At 72.9% G+C, this 17458-nt stretch carries 16 protein-coding genes; 12 read left to right on the top strand and 4 right to left on the bottom strand.

Translation table 11 applies throughout. The features are described from left to right. Positions 1-63: 63 nt before the first annotated feature. Entirely contained in the window at positions 64-717 is a 654-nt protein-coding gene (locus ABZX67_RS11755) for a hypothetical protein (RefSeq protein ID WP_355357552.1), read from the bottom strand. 536 nt (positions 718-1253) lie between these two features. On the opposite strand from ABZX67_RS11755, the gene ABZX67_RS11750 reads away from it, so the two are divergent. The 3 genes from ABZX67_RS11750 (at position 1254) to ABZX67_RS11740 (ending at position 5045) form a co-directional block, all read left to right on the top strand. After that, positions 1254-2456: a helix-turn-helix domain-containing protein gene (locus ABZX67_RS11750; RefSeq protein ID WP_355357550.1), complete on the top strand. Its 1203-nt coding sequence runs from the start codon at positions 1254-1256 to the stop codon at positions 2454-2456. 173 nt (positions 2457-2629) lie between these two features. Further along, the gene (locus ABZX67_RS11745) at positions 2630-2890 is read left to right on the top strand and encodes a hypothetical protein (RefSeq protein WP_355357547.1); all 261 of its coding nucleotides are present in this window, start codon (positions 2630-2632) and stop codon (positions 2888-2890) included. Between the two features lie 76 nt (positions 2891-2966). Then, positions 2967-5045: an MDR family MFS transporter gene (locus ABZX67_RS11740; protein ID WP_355357544.1), complete on the top strand. Its 2079-nt coding sequence runs from the start codon at positions 2967-2969 to the stop codon at positions 5043-5045. Positions 5046-5069: 24 nt separating this feature from the next. Here the strand turns inward: ABZX67_RS11740 and ABZX67_RS11735 are convergent, their stop codons facing one another. Then, complete coding sequence (locus ABZX67_RS11735; RefSeq protein WP_355357541.1) at positions 5070-5537, bottom strand: YchJ family protein; 468 nt, start codon at positions 5535-5537, stop codon at positions 5070-5072. Between the two features lie 240 nt (positions 5538-5777). On the opposite strand from ABZX67_RS11735, the gene tgmA reads away from it, so the two are divergent. The 3 genes from tgmA (at position 5778) to ABZX67_RS11720 (ending at position 8882) form a co-directional block, all read left to right on the top strand. Beyond that, positions 5778-5975: a putative ATP-grasp-modified RiPP gene (tgmA, locus tag ABZX67_RS11730; protein WP_355357538.1), complete on the top strand. Its 198-nt coding sequence runs from the start codon at positions 5778-5780 to the stop codon at positions 5973-5975. Between the two features lie 18 nt (positions 5976-5993). Further along, complete coding sequence (gene tgmB, locus ABZX67_RS11725) at positions 5994-6935, top strand: ATP-grasp ribosomal peptide maturase (protein WP_355357534.1); 942 nt, start codon at positions 5994-5996, stop codon at positions 6933-6935. A gap of 147 nt (positions 6936-7082) precedes the next feature. Beyond that, positions 7083-8882: an FAD-dependent oxidoreductase gene (locus tag ABZX67_RS11720; protein ID WP_355357531.1), complete on the top strand. Its 1800-nt coding sequence runs from the start codon at positions 7083-7085 to the stop codon at positions 8880-8882. 159 nt (positions 8883-9041) lie between these two features. On the opposite strand, the gene ABZX67_RS11715 is transcribed toward ABZX67_RS11720, so the two are convergent. Further along, positions 9042-9464: an acyl-CoA thioesterase gene (locus tag ABZX67_RS11715; RefSeq protein ID WP_355357528.1), complete on the bottom strand. Its 423-nt coding sequence runs from the start codon at positions 9462-9464 to the stop codon at positions 9042-9044. A 256-nt stretch (positions 9465-9720) separates the two neighbouring features. Between ABZX67_RS11715 and ABZX67_RS11710 the strand changes: the two genes are divergently transcribed. From ABZX67_RS11710 to ABZX67_RS11685, 6 genes are all read left to right on the top strand, one after another. Next, the gene (locus tag ABZX67_RS11710) at positions 9721-11328 is read left to right on the top strand and encodes an amino acid adenylation domain-containing protein (protein WP_355357525.1); all 1608 of its coding nucleotides are present in this window, start codon (positions 9721-9723) and stop codon (positions 11326-11328) included. Continuing rightward, positions 11325-11546: an acyl carrier protein gene (locus ABZX67_RS11705; RefSeq protein ID WP_355357522.1), complete on the top strand. Its 222-nt coding sequence runs from the start codon at positions 11325-11327 to the stop codon at positions 11544-11546. Before ABZX67_RS11710 ends, ABZX67_RS11705 begins: the two co-directional genes overlap by 4 nt. After that, positions 11543-12865 (top strand): flavin monoamine oxidase family protein, encoded by a 1323-nt coding sequence (locus ABZX67_RS11700; protein ID WP_355357519.1) that lies wholly within the window; start codon positions 11543-11545, stop codon positions 12863-12865. The genes ABZX67_RS11705 and ABZX67_RS11700 overlap by 4 nt, the downstream gene beginning before the upstream one ends. A 51-nt stretch (positions 12866-12916) precedes the next feature. Continuing rightward, on the top strand, positions 12917-14641 hold the full coding sequence (locus ABZX67_RS11695) for a class I adenylate-forming enzyme family protein (RefSeq protein WP_355357516.1): 1725 nt from the start codon (positions 12917-12919) through the stop codon (positions 14639-14641). Between the two features lie 174 nt (positions 14642-14815). Beyond that, the gene (locus ABZX67_RS11690) at positions 14816-16147 is read left to right on the top strand and encodes a lysine 2,3-aminomutase (RefSeq protein WP_355357684.1); all 1332 of its coding nucleotides are present in this window, start codon (positions 14816-14818) and stop codon (positions 16145-16147) included. A gap of 2 nt (positions 16148-16149) precedes the next feature. Next, positions 16150-16848 (top strand): TIGR03086 family metal-binding protein, encoded by a 699-nt coding sequence (locus tag ABZX67_RS11685; RefSeq protein WP_355357513.1) that lies wholly within the window; start codon positions 16150-16152, stop codon positions 16846-16848. Positions 16849-16853: 5 nt separating this feature from the next. Here ABZX67_RS11685 and paaI read toward each other — a convergent pair whose 3' ends face one another. Continuing rightward, positions 16854-17369 (bottom strand): hydroxyphenylacetyl-CoA thioesterase PaaI, encoded by a 516-nt coding sequence (paaI, locus tag ABZX67_RS11680; protein ID WP_355357510.1) that lies wholly within the window; start codon positions 17367-17369, stop codon positions 16854-16856. Positions 17370-17458: the final 89 nt, after the last annotated feature.

Genomic DNA, 17458 nt, shown 5'->3' with positions numbered 1-17458 from the left:
CGGCGGGAGCCGTCCGCGCGGCGGGGAAGCGGTCGGCCGCCGTCCCGGGCCCCTGGAAGGGCCTTACGGGCTGGTGACCGTGAGGATGGGCGTGACCTTGTACTGGGCGCGGAACGTCGCCACGTTGCCGTTGTTCAGCAGGCCGGCGCACGCGCCGGTGACCTCGGAGATGGTGAGGGCGGGCGTCGCGTCGTCCGCGATGCTCAGGACACCGGTGGAGTTGGTGTACGTACCGGTGTTGGCCGTTCCCCTGATGCGGGCGGAGCAGGTGCCGGCGATGCTGGTGCCGGTCAGCTTGACGTCGATGCCGGTGATGTTGCCCTTGGTCACACCCGCGCTGTACGAGCTGCCGTTGAGCGACATCGGGGCGTTGCTCGTGGCGATCCAGGTGGAGCCGAGCGGGCCGGTGCACTTGGAGGCCGAGCTGCCGAAGGTGGCGGTCTGGATGATGGCCAGGCCGATGCCGTCGGAGTCGACGCCGTCCACGGCGGTGCCGGAGGCGGCGATGGTCCGGCAGGTGACCTGCGCGCCGGTGGACTTGTTGGTGAGCACCGCCGTCGTGCCGGCGACGTTCACGGCGGTGAACTTGTCGTCGGCGGCGGGGTTGGTGACGGTCCACGAGGCCTGCGCCGCCGCCGAGGCGTTCGTGGCGGTGACTCCGGCCGCGCCGAGAAGCGCGGCGGCTGCGATGGCGGACAGTTTTGTCATGCGTCGCATGGGTGTTCCCTCCTGGGGATTCGGGCGTACCCGATGGACCGCTTTCCGTCCCCGCGCGGCTCTTTCGGGTGGGAGGTACGGAAAGCGTGAGCGGCTCACTTCACAGAACCGGCGCCGATGTGTTCCGCTCCATCGGCCGCCGGGAGTAAGAACCTTGCGCCAGTGACGCTACGAGCGGGTAACCAACCGCGCAATACTCGGCCGACGGTTTTCCGCAGGGCACTTACTCGCCGGTATTTTCTTATCGCCGCCGGAGCAGATCGCCGCGATTTCTTGTCGAGAAGTGAGCAGCCCCGCCCCTGCCCGCCCCGCCCCCTCCCGGGCCGGGTCCGGCCACCGTCCGGCTTCGGCCATATCGCCGCCGAAGACCCCCGACCACGGTCCGAACTGCTGCGCGAGCGAGTCGTCCTGGACTATGTTCGGGCCCCCACGAAGTGCCACGCGCAGTGCTCACACCGTCGATCCGCGGGAGCGCTCTCACCCCCCACGCTCGCTCCCACCCCCACCGGACGTCCGGAGAACGAGGGGACCGCCGCATGCCCAGAACCACCCAGCCGTCGGACGCGGGCGAGCCGCTGGGGCAGCTCCCCCAGGAGTTCGCCGCCATGATCAGGCCCGAACTGCCGAGCCTCGTCAAGGAGATCGGCATCGAGGTCACCCGGGCCTACCCCGAGTACGCACGCCTGCTCAACGGACCGTACCGGCAGGCGCTCCAGTACGGCGTCGAGCAGAACATCGCCGCCTTCGCCGAACGCGTGGCCTCCCCTTCCGCCCCCACGACGCTGCGCGACGAAGTGTGCCGCAGGTTCGGCCGGTTCGAGGCGTACGAGGGCCGGAGCCTGGAGACCCTCCAGGGCGCGTACCGCCTCGGCGCCCGCGTCGCGCTGCGGCGCGCCAAGAAGGTCGGCCGGCGCTACAACCTCTCCCCGTCGCTGCTGCTGAGCTTCGCCGACGCCCTCTTCGCGTACGTCGACGAGCTCGAAGCGCTCTCCCGCGAGGGCTACCTGGAGGTGCGGGCGCAGGCCGACGCGCGGTCGGAGCTGTTACGCAGGCGGCTGCTGCACCTCGTCCTGTCGGGGCCGCCGCTGCCGCGTACCGCCATCACCGAGCTGTGCGAGCAGACCGGCTGGACGCTGCCCGAGTTGGTCACACCGGTGGCGCTGCGCTCCCCCGCCGCCCTCTCCCCGTCGGTGCTGGACAACGATGTCCTGCTGGACGCGGCCGACCCGCAGCCGCTGCTGCTCGTTCCCGGCGCCGTGGACGGCGCCCGCCGCCGCATGCTGGAGGCGGCCCTGCCGGCCGTACGCGCCGCGGTCGGCCTCACCGTACCGACCGCCTCGGCCGCCGACTCGCTGCGCTGGGCGCGGCGGGTGCTGGAGCTCATCGACGCGGAGGCCATCGAGGACCGGGCGCTGGCCTTCTGCGCGGACCACCTGGTCACGCTGTGGCTGCTCGCCGATCCCGCGCTCACCGAGCAGATCGCCGAGCGCGAACTGGCGCCGCTCGCCGAGCTCACCCCCACGCGCCGCTCCCGGCTCGTCGACACGTTGCGCGTCTGGCTGGAAACCCGCGGAACGGCGGCCCAGATGGGCCGGTTGCTGGAGGTGCACCCGCAGACGGTGCGCTACCGGATGCGGAGCCTGGAGCACCGGTTCGGCGGCCGGCTCACCGACCCGGAGGCCAGGTTCGCGCTGGAGGCGGTGCTGCGGGCGCTGCACCTGCGGGGCGGGCGCCGGTGACTGCTGCCTCCGGGTGAACCCGGGCGCGCCGGGGTGGGAAACGTGGGAAACGGTTGCAGCACAGATACAAACCCGCGGGAAAACCGGGATACGCGTCCTGTACTCATGGAGGGAGCACCGCATCGGACCGCTGCCCTCCGGGCAAGCGCGCAGCAAGCAGCAAAGGACCTGACGTGACCGCCTCGCCCCTCGTGCCCGTCCCGATCCCCGACCGCGTCGCCGCCCTCATCGGGTCGTGCATGCCGATCGGCATCCTGCAGGCCGAGATCGACGCCGAGTGCGCGGCCCGCGAGGTCCGCCGCTTCCGCTTCCCGATGTGCCAGGAGGACCAGGCGGACCGCGAGCACGCGCTGGCGCTGCTGGCCAGGGCCAACAAGGTGCTCGGCGCGTACAACCCGGGCCTGCTCCTGCGGCCGGGCGGGGCCGCCTGCTGAGGTCACTCCCCAGGGGTGTCACCGGTCCGGACCGCGCCCGCATGCGGGGGTGGTCCGCCGGTGTGAGGGTGCAAGCGTGACGACGACCACGCAGCAGGCGCCGGTGGCCACGCCGCCGGTGCTCGACGCCCGGCAGCGGAACATCGTCTTCGTGACGATCATGCTCGGGGTGCTGCTGGCCGCGCTCGACCAGACGATCGTCGGTACGGCGCTGCCCACGATCGTCGCGGACCTGGGCGGCGCCGCGCACATGTCGTGGGTCGTCACCGCCTACCTGCTGGCGGAGACGGTCGCGACCGTCCTGGTCGGCAAGTTCGGCGACCTCTTCGGGCGCAAGCTCGTCTTCCAGGTCTCGGCCGTCGTCTTCGTCGCCGGATCGTTCCTGTGCGGCCTGGCCGCCAACATGACGCTGCTGATCCTGTGGCGCGGGGTGCAGGGCGTCGGCGCGGGCGGGCTGATGGTCACCGCCATGGCGCTGATCGCGGATGTCATCCCGCTGCGCGAGCGCGGGAAGTACCAGGGCGCGATCGGTGCGGTCTTCGGGGTGTCCACGGTGATCGGCCCGCTGCTCGGCGGGCTGTTCACCGACCACCTGTCCTGGCGGTGGGCGTTCTACGTCAACGTTCCCATCGCCGTCGTCGTGGTGCTCGCGGCGGCCCGCACCATCCCGTCCGTCAGGTCGGCGTCCCCGCCGGTCATCGACTACCCCGGCATCGCCCTCGTCGCGGCCGGTGCGAGCGCGCTGATCCTGGCCACCAGTTGGGGCGGCAACGAGTACGCGTGGGGCTCGCCGGTCATCGTCGGCCTGTTCGTGGGCGGGATCGTCGCGCTCGCGCTGTTCTGCGTGGCCGAGACGCGGGCCGTGGACCCGATGCTGCCGATGCGGCTGTTCGGCAATCCGGTCTTCACCGTGTGCTCGGTGCTCAGTTTCATCGTGGGCTTCGCCATGCTCGGCGCGATGATCTTCCTTCCGTCGTACCTCCAGTACGTCGACGGCGACTCGGCCACCGTCTCCGGCGTCCGTACGCTCCCCATGGTCATCGGTCTGCTCATCGCCTCCGTCTACAGCGGCAACGTGACCAGCAAGACGGGCCGGTACCGGATCTTCCCCATCGTCGGCTCGCTGGTGATGGCGGTCGGGCTCTACCTCCTCTCCCTGATGGGGCGGGGGACGGACACCTGGCTGGAGTCGCTCTACATGTTCGTGCTCGGTGTCGGGATCGGCCTGTGCATGCAGGTGCTGACGATCGCCGTGCAGAACACCGTGGAGTACGCGGACCTCGGCACGGCCACCTCGGGCGTGACCTTCTTCCGCACGCTCGGCATGTCCTTCGGCACGGCGGTCTTCGGGACGATCTACGCCAACGCCCTGGGCCCGAACCTGCGGCAGGGCGTCGGCGAGGCGGCGGCGGTGGCGGCGGACGTGCCGGACCCGGCGGAGGCGGCGGACGCGGCGGCGCTGGGGCGTGCGGCGCTCAGCCCGCAGGGCGTGCACGGGCTGCCGGCCGAGCAGGCGGCGCCACTGATCGAGGCGTACGCGGACACGCTGCACACCGTGTTCCTGTGGACGGTGCCGGTGGCCGTGGTCGGCTTCGCGGTGTCGCTGTTCCTGCGGCAGGTGCGGCTGCGGGACGCGGCGCGCGTCACGGCGTCGGACATGGGCGAGGGCTTCTCGTCGCCGGTGGCGACGGCGGACTCGGCGCGGCTGCTGGAGCTGTCGGTGGGCAGGCTGCTGCGCCGGGTGGACCTCACGACGGTGCGTCGGGTGATCGAGGACTCCGACACGCGGCTGGACGTGGCGGGCGCGTGGGCGGTGATGCAGGTGGAGCTGTTCACCCGCCTGGTGGGGCACGCGAGCCTGGGGCTGATCGCGGCGCGGCGGCGGGTGCCGCCGGAGGTGCTGGTTCCGGCCTTCGACCGGATGGTCGAGGAGGGGTACCTGACCCGGGCCGGGCACCTCTTCTCGCTCACCCCGGCGGGGGCGCGGGAGGCGGCGGTGATCAGCGAGGCGTGGGCGCGCTGGCTGACGCACCGGCTCGAACGGGACAGCGACCGCCCGAGCGGCCCGGAGCTGCGGGCGGCGACGGACGCGATCGCCAAGCGCATGCTGGCGGAGGACCTGGCGTCGGCCGCCCCCGCACGGATCAGCGGATGAGCGGACCAGCGGCTCAGCGGACGATCAGTCGATGAACGTGCCGTCCACGTAGACCCAGGCCCCGTCCTCCTTCTCGAACCGGCTGCGCTCGTGGAGCGCGCCGGGCTCGCCCCCGTGGGTGTAGCGGGCGACGAAGGTGACGGTGCCGGTCGTGTGGAACAGGGTGCCGTCCGTGCTCCCGGTGACCTCCAGCCCCGTCCAGCGCGTCTCCGGATCGAACTCCACGCGCGGGGGCCGGGTCCGCGCGGCCCAAGTGCGCAGCAGGTACGGCTCGTCGCGTACGACGAAGGCGCTGTAGCGCGAGCGCATCAGCGACTCGGCGGTCGGGGCGTGGGCCTCCCCCGCGTGGAACCGTCCGCAGCAGGCCCCGTACGCATCGCCGCGCCCGCAGGGGCAGGGCGCCTCGGCCCGTACGGCGGAGGCGGCCGCGGGGGCCGGTGCCGCCGGTGCGGGGCGTGGTGGGGTGGTACGTCGGGGGGTGCGTCGGGCCATACGCCCCATTCTGCCCCGACGCGCCGGAGCCGGCTCCGCCGGGTCGCGCGCCGCCGGGAACCGGCCGACGCGTGGGGAGAGTTCATGAGCCGACGGGGAAAACGTACGGGGACCGCACACGCGCCGCTGTTGCACAGCGTGACGAGAACCCTACAGGTTGACTGCGTACTGTCATAAGGATCGAGAGTCGGCACGACGATGAGCACGACGATGAACGAGATGACGAGACGAGGGAGAACCATGCACCCTTTCGCTTACGCCTACGCCCGTCCGCAGGAGAGCGTCGCGGACGACGCCACGGAGCTGTACACCTACGACGCGGCACGCCAGCTCAACGTACTGCCGGACGGCCGCCCCGCCATCGCCGAGCCCGCGATCCTGCTGGCCGCCGGCACCACCACGTCCAAGGCCGGTTCCCAGACGCACTTCGACGACTGAGCGGCCGGCGGCGCGCTGATGACCGTACTGATCCTGACCAGCCCTCAGGACGTCACGGCCGACATGGTGGTGGACAAGCTGCAGGCCCGGGGCGTTCCCCTGGTACGCCTGGACCCCGCCGACCTCCCGGGTGAGGTGGACCTGTCGGCCGAGTACGTACGCGGCGACTTCCACGGCTATCTGTCGGCGCAGGGCCGCATGGTCAGCTCCCGGGCCCTGCGCTCCATATGGATGCGCAGGCCCGGCGAGCCGGCCGCGCACGCGCCCGAGCGCTCGGACTGGCTCGGCGCCGAGACCGCGCAGGCGCTGTACGGAATGCTGTACTCCACCACGGCGCGCTGGATGAACCACCCCCGGCAGGCGGCGCAGGCCCGCCACAAGCCGTGGCAGCTGCGGCTCGCGCACCACAGCGGTTTCGCCGTGCCGCCCACCGTGATCACGACCTTTCCCCGGGTGGCCGAGGAGTTCGCGGCGCGGCACGGGCCGGTCGTGGTCAAGTCCCTGTCGGGGCCGCCGCGCGGCGGTCCGCCGGTCGAGCTGCCCACCACACTGCTCGGCCCCGGTACGGACTTCGCCGGTGTCGCGGCCGGCCCCACCCTGCTCCAGCAGTACGTGCCCAAGCGGGCCGACCTCCGGCTCACCTATGTGGGCGGACGGATCTTCGCCGCCCGGAAGGCGTCCGCGCCCGGCCAGGTCGACGGGCGCTACGGCGACACCGGGGAGCCCTGGAAGCCGGCCGAGGTGCCGGACCGCATCGTGCGGGGCGTGCGCGACTACACGGACCTGGCCGGACTGGCGTACGCCGCCTTCGACTTCGCCGAGGACCCGGAGGGGCTGTGGTGGTTCCTGGAGTGCAACCAGGGCGGGCAGTTCGGCTTCGTGGAGGCGGAGACGGGCCAGCCGATCGCCGAGGCGGTCGCCTCCTGGCTGGCGCCGCGTCACCCGTCGGAGCGCACATGATCGACGGGTCACCGACCGGAGGCCCCGCGTGGCGGAAACCGGCCAATGTGCGCACGGGGCACTCCTGATCGGTTCCGGGCCGCGCGGGGCAGCCCTATGCTCCTGCGACCAACGTGACCGTTACCGCAGGTAAGGGGTGGGTGGGGCATGGATCGTACGCGTACGACGACACGACGGGGCTTCGTGGCGGGTGCCGCCGTGGTGGCCGGGGCCGTGGGGGCGGGCCTCCCGTCGGCCGGTCCCGCGGCGGCGGCAGCGGTGTCGGCGGGGGACGGGGCCGGTGGCCTCTCCGGCCGCTCCGTCGCCGTGTTCGGCGGCGGCGTCGCCGGGCTCACCGCCGCGCACGAACTCGCGGAGCGCGGCTACCGGGTGACCGTCTACGAACGGCGCGCGCTCGGCGGCAAGGCGCGCAGCTTCGACGTACCGGGCAGCGCGAAGGGCGGGCGCAGACCGCTCCCCGCCGAGCATGGGTTCCGGTTCATCCCGGGCATCTACCACAACCTGCCGGACACGATGCGGCGCATCCCGTACCCGGGCAACGCGCGCGGCGTCTTCGACAACCTGGTCGCGCCGCCCGAGATGATGTTCGCCCGCACCGGCCGCGAGGACCTGCGGATGTCCATCCCCTGGCCCGGGCACAAGCCGGCCGCGCTCACGCTGGACGAGATCCGCCGCGCGCTGACCGCGCTCGTCGAGACGGCCGCCGGGCTCCCGGCGCACGAGACCGCGTACTTCGTGAACCGCGCGCTCGTCTTCCTCACCAGCTGCGACGAGCGGCGCGACGAGCTGTGGGAGCGCACGCCGTGGTGGGACTTCACCCGGGCCGCGCGGATGTCGGAGACGTACCAGCGGATCCTCGCCATCGGCGTCACCCGCAACATCGTGGCGACGAAGGCCGAGGAGGCCAGCACCCGCACCGTCGGCACGCTCGGCGAGGCGTTCGTCTTCAACGCGCTCGGCCGCGGCGCGGACGGCCCCCCGGACCGGATCCTCAACGCCCCCACCAACGAGGCCTGGATCGACCCCTGGGAGGCCCACCTGCGCTCCCTGGGCGTCGAGTTCAAGGTCGGCTGGACGCTGCGCGAGGTGCTGTACGCGGACGGGCGGGTCGGCGGCGCGCTGGTCGAGGACCCGGGCGGGGTGCGCGGAAACGTCACCGCCGACCACTACGTCTGCGCGCTGCCGGTCGAGCACGCCCGCCGCACGTGGGGCGCGGCCCTGCGCGCGGCGGACCCGCAGCTGGCGCGGTGCGACAAGCTCCAGACGGACTGGATGACGGGCATCCAGTTTTATCTGACCGAGCGCCCGCCGCTCGTCCACGGCCACCTCAACTGCATCGACTCGCCCTGGTCGCTCACCGCCATCGCCCAGGCCGAGCACTGGCCGCACCGCGACTTCCCCGCCGACTACGGCGACGGCGTGGCCGTGGACTGCCTGTCCGTCGACATCTCCGAGTGGGACAAGCCGGGGATCCTGTACGGGAAGACGGCCAAGCAGTGCACGCGCGAGCAGGTGGCCCGCGAGGTGTGGGCGCAGCTGAAGGCGGCGCTCAACGACACCGGCCGTACGGCGCTCAAGGACGGCGCGCTGCACTCCTGGTACCTGGACCCGGGCGTGGACGGCCTCGGCACCCCGCATCCGACCAACGAGGACGAGCTCCTCGTCCACCCGGTCGGCACCTTCCATCACCGGCCGTCGGCCGCCACGGCGATCCCGAACTTCTACCTGGCGGGCGACTACGTCTCCGTCGACATCGACCTGGCGACGATGGAGGGTGCCAACGCCTCGGCCCGCCAGGCGGTCAACGCCCTGCTGGACCGCGCGGGTTCGACGGCGCCGCGCTGCACGGTCAAGCCGCTGTTCCGCGCCCCGGAGATCGAGCTCCTCAAGCGCCACGACCGCACCCGCTACCGCCTGGGTCTGCGCAACGCCCTCGACCTGGGGTGACCCGGCGTCCGGGGGCGGGCCCGAGCCGTGCCGCCGGGCCCGCTAGGGCCCACTCCCGGACCCGCTCCCGGAGCCGGCCCCGGAGCCGATCCCCGCATAACGCTGCGCCGGGCGCGGCCGGCCCGATACGCTCGGCGGGTGCGGCAGGGCCCGTACCGCTCAGAGACCCATGATTTCCGGGTGCTCGGCCAATTTGGCGAAATGGGCGGCGGGATTCGCGATGAGCTTTCGCTGATCCAGGTCGATGAGGCCGGCGACGCTGGTCAATTCACAGGCGAGTACACCATCGGCACGCCGGATCTCTTGCTCCACCCGGAATGTCCTGCCGTCACCCCAAACCCACCGGCACGTCACGTCGACTTCATCTCCGCCGCGCAGCTCATGACGGAACCGCATGGTGTTCTCCAGGACGGCCGGGCCGATCCGCGTCTCCAGCAGGCGATCCTGGGAAATACCGGCCGCCCGCAGACTCTCCCACCGCAGATGCTCGCAGTACTGCAGGTAAACCGCCTGGTTGAGGTGGCCTTGCGTGTCGAGCTCGTAGCCCCGTACAACGATCCGTAACTGAAACGGCTGCGTCATGTTCAGTCGGCCTCCTTTATGGATCCCCGTAGATCCACGAAATTCCTACCCCATCGAGTAGGCACGGGCAACCCCGACCAGGAATGATGAATTCCGCGTGATCTGGATCACATCGCGGCTTCCCTTGACTCGTCGATCTGCCAGAGTGTTAACGTCTGGCCATGCCTTGCTGGGTGATCGCTTTCGAATTCATTCGCTCGCAGCTCTTACCCCACCACTTACCCCGTCCCGCCGTCTCATTGAATGAGATAAAACGGTGACGGCGGATGTCGTCGCCGATCTGATGGCAGCCGGCCACCGGTTCCCGCACCACATCGCACTCGCCCACGGTGACCGCGAGACGACCTACGCGGAGCTCTTACGCCGGGTCCGGGCGACGGCCGAGCGGCTGGGCCCCGAGCCGGGGCCGGTGGGAGTCCTCACCGACCGCTCCCCGGCCACCGTCGTCGCCCTCCTGGGCGTCCTGGCCGCCGGCGGAACGTACTGCCCCGTCGACCCGGCCTTCCCCGCCGCGCGGCAGAAGGCCCTTCTGGTGGCCGCCGGCTGCACCCAAGTGATCGTCACCCGCCCCGGGACCCCGGTCCCCGAGGGAGCGGACGCCCTCCTTCTCCCCGACGCGGAGACGGAGCCCCGGAACCCGGCACCGGACTTACCCGGGACGCGCGGCGCGGCGCCCGACCTGCCCGCGTACACGCTCTTCACCTCCGGGTCCACCGGCACACCCAAGCCGGTCCTCACCCCCCGGCGCGCCATCGCCGCCTCCGTCGCCTCGCTGCGCGAACTCTTCGGCCTTACCCCCTCGGACCGCGTCCTGCAGTTCGCCTCGCTCAACTGGGACACCTGCTTCGAGGAGATCCTCCCCGCGCTCACCGCCGGCGCGACCCTCGTCTTCGCGGACGACGCGTACACCGGCTCGCTGCCCCGCATGCTCCGCGCCGTCGCCGCCGCCCGCGTCACCCTGCTCGACCTGCCGACCGCCTTCTGGCACGAGCTCGTCCGGCACCTCGCCGAGAGCGGCGAGCCACTGCCCGGCGACGTCGCCACCGTGGTGATCGGCGGCGAGGCCGTCAGCCCCGCCCGGCTCGCCGAGTGGCGGGCCCTCGGCACCGGCCACATCCGGCTGATCAACACCTACGGCTGCACCGAGACCACCCTGATCACGCACGCCGTCGACCTGCACGGCCCCCGGGCCCCCGGTCCCGGCGCGTGGTGGGGCGAGCACGACCGCGTCCCGATCGGCCTGCCGCTGCCGCACGTCGCCGACGCCGTCGGCGAGGACGGCGAACTGCTGGTGTCCGGACCCGCGTTGGCACTCGGCTACCGGGGCCTGCCGGACATCACCGCCGAACGCTTCGTGACGCGCGAGGGACCCACCGGCCAGGGGGCCGTCCGCTGGTTCCGCACCGGCGACCGGGTGTCGCGCGACCCGCAGGGCCACCTCGTCCACGAGGGCCGCCTCGACGCCGAGATCAAGGTGCGGGGCATCCGCGTCGACCCCGGCGAGATCGAGGCCCACCTCACCGCCCACCCGCGGGTCGGGGCCGCCGCCGTCGTCGGCGCCCGCACCGCGGACCGGACCACCGTGACCGCGTACGTGGTGCCCCAGCACGCCGGCGCCGACACGGACGGCCTCGCCCGCGAGGTGCTGCGCCACCTGCGCGACACCGTGCCCGGCCATCTGGTCCCGCACCGGATCACCGTCGTCCCCGGGCTCGTCCACACCGCGGGCGGCAAGATCGACCGGCTCGGAACCCACCGGCGCCACACGGCCGCCGCCGGCGCACCGCCGTCCCCGCCGCCCACCTCGGCCGCGCCCGCCTCCGCCGCGCCCTCCACCGGCCAGACAGAACAGGACTCCCGATGAACCCCGACGACATCGTCGACATCTTCCGTCGTGTGCTGGAGACCGAGAGCGTCTCCGCGGACTCCGACTTCTTCGACCTCGGCGGGGACTCGCTCCTCGGCACCCGCGTCCTGAGCGCCGTCGCCCGCACCCACGGTGTCGAACTCACCTTCGACGACATCCTGGAGGCGCCGACACCGGCCGCCCTCGCCCGGCGTGTCGCGAGCGTGGCCCGATGAACGTCGTCGTCGTGGGCGCCGGCCTCGCCGGGCTGACCGCCGCCGACGCACTCGCCCGGCGCGGCGTCGACGTCCAGGTCCTGGAGGCCCGGGACCGGGTCGGCGGACGGATGCACGGCATCGAGGTCGCCCCCGGCAGCTGGGCCGACGCCGGCGCCGCCTACCTGGGCGAGCGGCACACCCGACTGCTCGCCCTGATGGCCGAGTCCGGCCTCAAGACCGCCCCCACCACCATGGACGGCGCCAGCCGCTTCGCCATCGGCGCCGGGTCCCCCGACAGCGTCCCGGGCCGCTTCCCTCCGCTCAGCGGCGTCGCGCTCGGCGAGATGTTCGACCTGCTCGACGAGGTCACCCGGTCGGTACGCGTCGACGCGCCCTGGCTCACCCCGGACGCCGCGCGCCTCGACGCCACGACGGCCGCCGCATGGGCGGAGACCCACCTGCGGCACCCCGACAGCCGGCTCTTCTTCCCGCTGTTCCTCGGCGAGATGATGGCCGCCGCGCCCGCCGACGTCTCCGTCCTCCACATGGCCTTCTACCTCCGCTCCGGCGGCGGCCTGCGCTACCTCAACGCCTTCGCCGGCGGTGCCCAGGAGTGGCGGATCGACGGCGGCGCACACCGCCTGTGCGAGGCGCTGGCCGCCGGGCTCGGCGACCGGGTGCGGCTGTCCGAGCCGGTCACCGCCGTGGAACAGGACGACGACGGGGCCACCGTACGCTCCGCGGGCGACACCACCCGCGCGGACGCCGTGATCGTCGCGCTGCCGCCGGTCCTCGCCGACCGGATCGCCTACACGCCGGGCCTGCCCGCCCCCCGTTCCGGTGCGCGGACCGCGCCCGGCTGCGCGGTCAAGGTGCACTTGGTCCACCCGTCCCCGCTCTGGCGCGAACAGGGCCTTTCCGGCTGGTCGGTGAGTTCCGACGGCCCGCTGCTCTCCACCGTCGACGACTCGCCCGAGGAGGGCGGTGCGGGCGTCCTCACCGGTTTCGTCACCGGCGAGGAGGCCCGCCGCTTCGCCGCCCTGAGCCCGGCCGAGCAGCGCGCCGCCGCCGTCGGCCAGGCCGCCCGGCTCTTCCCGGACCTGCCCGAACCGATCGGCTTCCACGTCACGGACTGGGTGAACGACCCGTACAGCAAGGGGTGTTACGCGGCCCTGTTCGGCCCCGGCGACTGGCTCGCGCTCGGTCCCGGGCTGACCCGTCCGCACGGCCGCGTCCACTGGGCCGGCACCGAGACCAGCACCGAGTTCTTCGGCCTCATGGAAGGCGCCATCCGCTCCGGCCGCCGGGCCGCCGAGGAGACCGCCGCCCGCCTCTGAGCGGGGCCCGGCCCCACGTGCACCACCTCACGACGTCCTCAGGAGAGCACTGTGACGACCAGCCCCATCGCTCCACTCGCCGTCCGGCGCGAGTTCATGACCGACCCCACCCTCGGCGCGGGCAACTTCCTCCAGAAAGCCCTGGAGTCCAACCCGAACAGCGACGTCCCGTACGCCTTCACGCACAGCCTCGACCACCGCGGGGAGGTCGTGCTGCGCGGCCACAGCCTGCGTGACCTCGCCGCCCTGCGGGACCGCTACGCCCGCTGGTACCACGCCAACGGGGTACGGCCGGGCGAGCCGGTCGCCGTCTTCGTCGGCGAGGGGCTCCAGCCGCTGCTGCACTTCCTCGCGCTCACCGCCCTCGGCGCGATCCCGGCGCTCATCAACAACGCCATGCCGGAGCGCACCGCCATCCGCTACATCGACCACGTCGGCGCGGCCGGCCTGGTCGCCGACGACCCGACCCGGCTGGTCGCCGCGTACCGCGCCGACGGCAACCGCCGCCGCCCCCGGTTCGTCGTCCCGGCCGCCGAGATCAAGGCGTACGACCCGGAAGGCGACGCGAGCGGCGCGCTGCCGGCGGCGTACCCGTACGCACACGCCGCCGACGAGATCGTCGCGCTCATCCACTCCTCCGGGACCACCGGCACCCCGAAGTCGACGATGCTCGCGCACCGGCAGTTCTGGGCGGGCAAGGAGCCCCGGATGGAGCGGTTCCCCGCCTCGCCCGACGACCGGCTCATGTCGCTGATGCCGCACACCCACGCCGGGGGCCTGAGCTACTTCCTCACCGCGACGCTCCTCGGTCTGCCCACCGTCGTCATGGCGGACTGGCGGCGCGCGGTCGTCGAGCCGGTCATGGAGGCCTTCCAGCCGACGATGGTCGCCTCCTTCCCGCGCACGTTCGTGGAGCTCGCCACCGGTGAGCCGCCGACGAAGGGGGCCGCGAAGGTGCACAGCTGGTTCAACACAGGCGACGGCGCCCACTACGGCCACATCCGCCGCCTGGTCCGGCTCGGCGAACGCCCCGCCGGGCTCATCAAGCCCTGGCTGCTCCCGCGCGGCCAGGACGCCGACGCGCCCCTGCCCGGTTCGCAGTTCATCGACGGGCTCGGCTCCTCGGAGATGGGCATGGCCCTCTTCGGCCAGGTCACCACCCCCGAGTCGGAGCGCGACGACCGCTGCGTCGGCAAGCCCACGGAGGTCGTGACCGCCGCGGCCGTCCTCGGGACCGACGGCCGGGAGGTCCCGGTCGGCACGGTCGGCCTGCTCGCCGTCAAGACGCCGTCGCGCACGCCCGGTTACTGGAACGACCCGGAGCTGACGCGCAGCTTCGAGCTGGACGGCTACTGGCTCACCGGTGACGTGGCGCGCAGGGACGAGGAGGGGAACTTCTACCATCTCGACCGCACCGTGGACGTCATCGACACCGCCGACGGCCCGGTCTACAGCCTGCCGATCGAGGAGGTGCTCCTCGCCGACTGCGGCGACGTCGTCCAGGACTGCGGCGTGGTCGGCGTCCCGGCCGCCGAGGGGGACGGACAGCGGCCGATCGCCGTCGTCCGGATCCAGCCGGGCGTCGCCGAGCCGTCCACCGACGCACTGCGCGAGCAGGCCAACAAGGAGCTGACCGCCGCCGGACTGGCCCCGCTGGCCGCCGTGATCGTCGCGCGTGACGCCGCGGACTTCCCGACCGGCGTCACGGGCAAGGTCCTCAAGCGAGAGCTGCGCACCCGCTGGGCCACCCTCCTCACCGGCGCCGACCGGACCTGACCGCCGCCGTCAGCCCGGGGGCCGGTGCCGCGGCCCCGCCGCACCGGGCACGGTGCCGCGGACCGGCGGCGCCGTACCCGACCCCCTCGCCGATCAGCTAGGAATCCGATGGAAGCCGCGAACTCGACGGGACCGCCCGCCCTGCCCTCCCCGCAGCCCTACGCGTACGAGCGCATGACCCCGGTGGAACCGGACTGGCGCCGCCTGCCCGGCTGGCGCGACGTCACGGCCGCCCAGTGGCGCGACGCCCAGTGGCAGCGCGCCCACTGCGTGAAGACCCCCAGGCAGCTCAAGGCCGTGGCCGGGCCGCTGCTCCAGGACCGCTTCTTCGCGGACCTGGAGGCCGACCGCAGGCGCTTCGCCACCATGTCGATGCTGCTGACCCCGCAGATGCTCAACACCATGGCCCCGGCGGCGCCCACCGGGCCGGCGGCCTTCACCGAGGCGTTCCTGGCCGACCCGGTCCGCCGGTACATGCTGCCCGTCGCCTCCGACCGCGACCCGGAGTGGCCCAGTCACCCCTACGCGGAGCGGGACTCCCTGCACGAGGCGGAGATGTGGGTGGTGGAGGGGCTCACCCACCGCTACCCCACCAAGGTCCTCGCCGAGCTGGTGTCCACCTGCCCCCAGTACTGCGGGCACTGCACGCGCATGGACCTGGTCGGCGGCTCCACCCCCCAGGTGGAGAAGGCGCGGCTGACGCTCAAGCCGACCGACCGCCAGGACCTGATGATCGACTACCTCAAGCGGACCCCCGGGGTCCGTGACGTGGTGGTCTCGGGCGGCGACGTCGCCAATGTGCCGTGGCCGCGCCTGGAGTCGTTCCTGATGCGGCTGCTGGACCTGGAGAGCGTCCGCGACATCCGCCTCGCCACCAAGGCGCTCGCCGGGCTGCCGCAGCACTGGCTGCAGCCGGACGTGCGCGAAGGGCTGGAGCGGGTCGCGCGCACCGCCGCGCGCCGGTCGGTCAACCTCGCCGTGCACACCCACGTCAACCACGTGCAGTCGGTGACGCCGCTGGTCGCCGAGGCGGCGCGCGCGGCGCTGGAGGCAGGGGTGCGGGACGTCCGCAACCAGGGTGTCCTCATGCGCGGCGTCAACACCACGCCGAAGGCGCTCCTCGACCTGTGCATGGTCCTCCAGGGCGAGGCGAACATCCTGCCGTACTACTTCTACATGTGCGACATGATCCCGCACGCGGAGCACTGGCGCGTCGCCCTGTGGGAGGCACAGGAGCTCCAGCACGCCGTCATGGGCTACCTGCCCGGCTACGCGACACCGCGCATCGTGTGCGACGTCCCGTACGTCGGCAAGCGCTGGGTGCACCAGGTCGCCGCGTACGACCGGGAGCTGGGCATCTCCGAGTGGACGAAGAACTACCGCACCGGCATCGAGCTCGACGATCCGGACGCGCTCACGCGGCGCTACCTCTTCTACGACCCCGTCTCCACGCTGGAGGAGCCCGGCCGGCGCTGGTGGCGGGAGAACGGACACACGAAGGAATGACCATGCCCGCCAGGAACACAACGCAGAGCGCCGCGGAGAGCACCTCGGGGAACACCGCGCGGGACACGGCGGGAAGCGCCGCGGGGAGCGCCTCCGGCGCCGTCCTGCGGGAGCTCGACCGCCGGGCCGTGCTGCGCAGCGCGGAGATCGTCGCGCGGGTGCGCGAGGACCAGTGGGACGCCCCGACTCCCTGCGGGGGCTGGACGCTGCGCCGCCTCCTCGCGCACATGACCGCCCAGCACCTCGGCTTCGCGGCGGCCGCCGACGGCGGCCCGGCCGACGCCGGGGTGTGGCGGGAGGAGCCCCTGGAATCGGCCGCGGACCCCGGCCGCGCCTACGCCGCCTCCGTCGAGCGCGTCCTCGGCGCGTTCGGCGCCGACGGTGTGCTGGAGCGGCAGTTCGTGCTGCCCGAGATCCACCCCACGTACCGGTTCCCTGCGGCGCGCGCGATCGGCTTCCACTTCGTCGACTACGTGGTCCACGGCTGGGACGTCGCCGCGGCCCTCGGCATCCCGGCGGGCTACGACGACGAGTTGGTGGCCGCCGCCACCGAGGTCGCCGTGCGGGAGGTACCGGTCGGGCCGTCGCGCGAGCGCCCCGCCGCGGCGTTCCGGCCGCCGGTGGAGCTGACCGGTCCGGCCGGTGCCGAGGAGCGGCTGCTCGCCTTCCTCGGCCGCGATCCCCGCTGGTCACCGAAGTGACGGACTCACCCCGCGCGCGTCTCGGTGGCCGTATCGGCGGTCGTCTCGACGGCGGTGTCGGCGGCCGGCCGCGCCGGGCGGCCGCCGAGCGTGTGGCTCTGCCCGCGGAACTCGGCGATCACCGCGCCGTCCGAGCGGCGCACCGTCACGTCGTACACCCCGCCCCGGCCGAACCGGGCCCGCTCCGCCGCCTCCGCGATCAGCTCGTCGCCGACCGCCGCCGGGCGCAGAAAGGTGACCTGCGCGCCCTGCGCCACGGTCGCCGGACCGTGCGTGTTGCAGGCGAACGCGAAGGCCGCGTCGGCCAGCAGGAAGAGGAAGCCGCCGTGTGCCGTGCCGTGGCCGTTCACCATGGTCTCCGCGACCCGCATCCACACGGTGGCCCGGCCGGGACCGGCGTCCTTCAGCGCGATGCCGAGGAGCTCGCAGGTGCGGTCCTTCGCGTACAGCTCCTCGGCGCGCTGCCGGGCCGCGAGCTCCGGGTCGCGGTCCTCGACCGTCTCCGTCTCCCTCTGCGTCATGGGCAGGCCCCCATTCCCTTTTGTCTTCCGGGCATTCGGTGCCCTGATCCTTCCGCCCGAAAAGACCGGCGGTCAACAGGCAACGGAAA

Source organism: Streptomyces sp. NPDC003036 (assembly GCF_040611175.1).
Classification (GTDB): Bacteria; Actinomycetota; Actinomycetes; order Streptomycetales; family Streptomycetaceae; genus Streptomyces.
Note: the sequence above shows the minus strand (reverse complement) of the source record. Positions and strands in the feature narration are given on the sequence as shown.

Coding starts and splice junctions, on each gene's coding strand:
- ABZX67_RS11755 (WP_355357552.1), bottom strand. CDS start 717: ATGCGACGCATGACAAAACTGTCCGCCATCGCAGCCGCCGCGCTTCTC.
- ABZX67_RS11750 (WP_355357550.1), top strand. CDS start 1,254: ATGCCCAGAACCACCCAGCCGTCGGACGCGGGCGAGCCGCTGGGGCAG.
- ABZX67_RS11735 (WP_355357541.1), bottom strand. CDS start 5,537: ATGGCCCGACGCACCCCCCGACGTACCACCCCACCACGCCCCGCACCG.
- tgmA (WP_355357538.1), top strand. CDS start 5,778: ATGCACCCTTTCGCTTACGCCTACGCCCGTCCGCAGGAGAGCGTCGCG.
- tgmB (WP_355357534.1), top strand. CDS start 5,994: ATGACCGTACTGATCCTGACCAGCCCTCAGGACGTCACGGCCGACATG.
- ABZX67_RS11720 (WP_355357531.1), top strand. CDS start 7,083: ATGGATCGTACGCGTACGACGACACGACGGGGCTTCGTGGCGGGTGCC.
- ABZX67_RS11715 (WP_355357528.1), bottom strand. CDS start 9,464: ATGACGCAGCCGTTTCAGTTACGGATCGTTGTACGGGGCTACGAGCTC.
- ABZX67_RS11705 (WP_355357522.1), top strand. CDS start 11,325: ATGAACCCCGACGACATCGTCGACATCTTCCGTCGTGTGCTGGAGACC.
- ABZX67_RS11700 (WP_355357519.1), top strand. CDS start 11,543: ATGAACGTCGTCGTCGTGGGCGCCGGCCTCGCCGGGCTGACCGCCGCC.
- ABZX67_RS11690 (WP_355357684.1), top strand. CDS start 14,816: ATGACCCCGGTGGAACCGGACTGGCGCCGCCTGCCCGGCTGGCGCGAC.
- ABZX67_RS11685 (WP_355357513.1), top strand. CDS start 16,150: ATGCCCGCCAGGAACACAACGCAGAGCGCCGCGGAGAGCACCTCGGGG.
- paaI (WP_355357510.1), bottom strand. CDS start 17,369: ATGACGCAGAGGGAGACGGAGACGGTCGAGGACCGCGACCCGGAGCTC.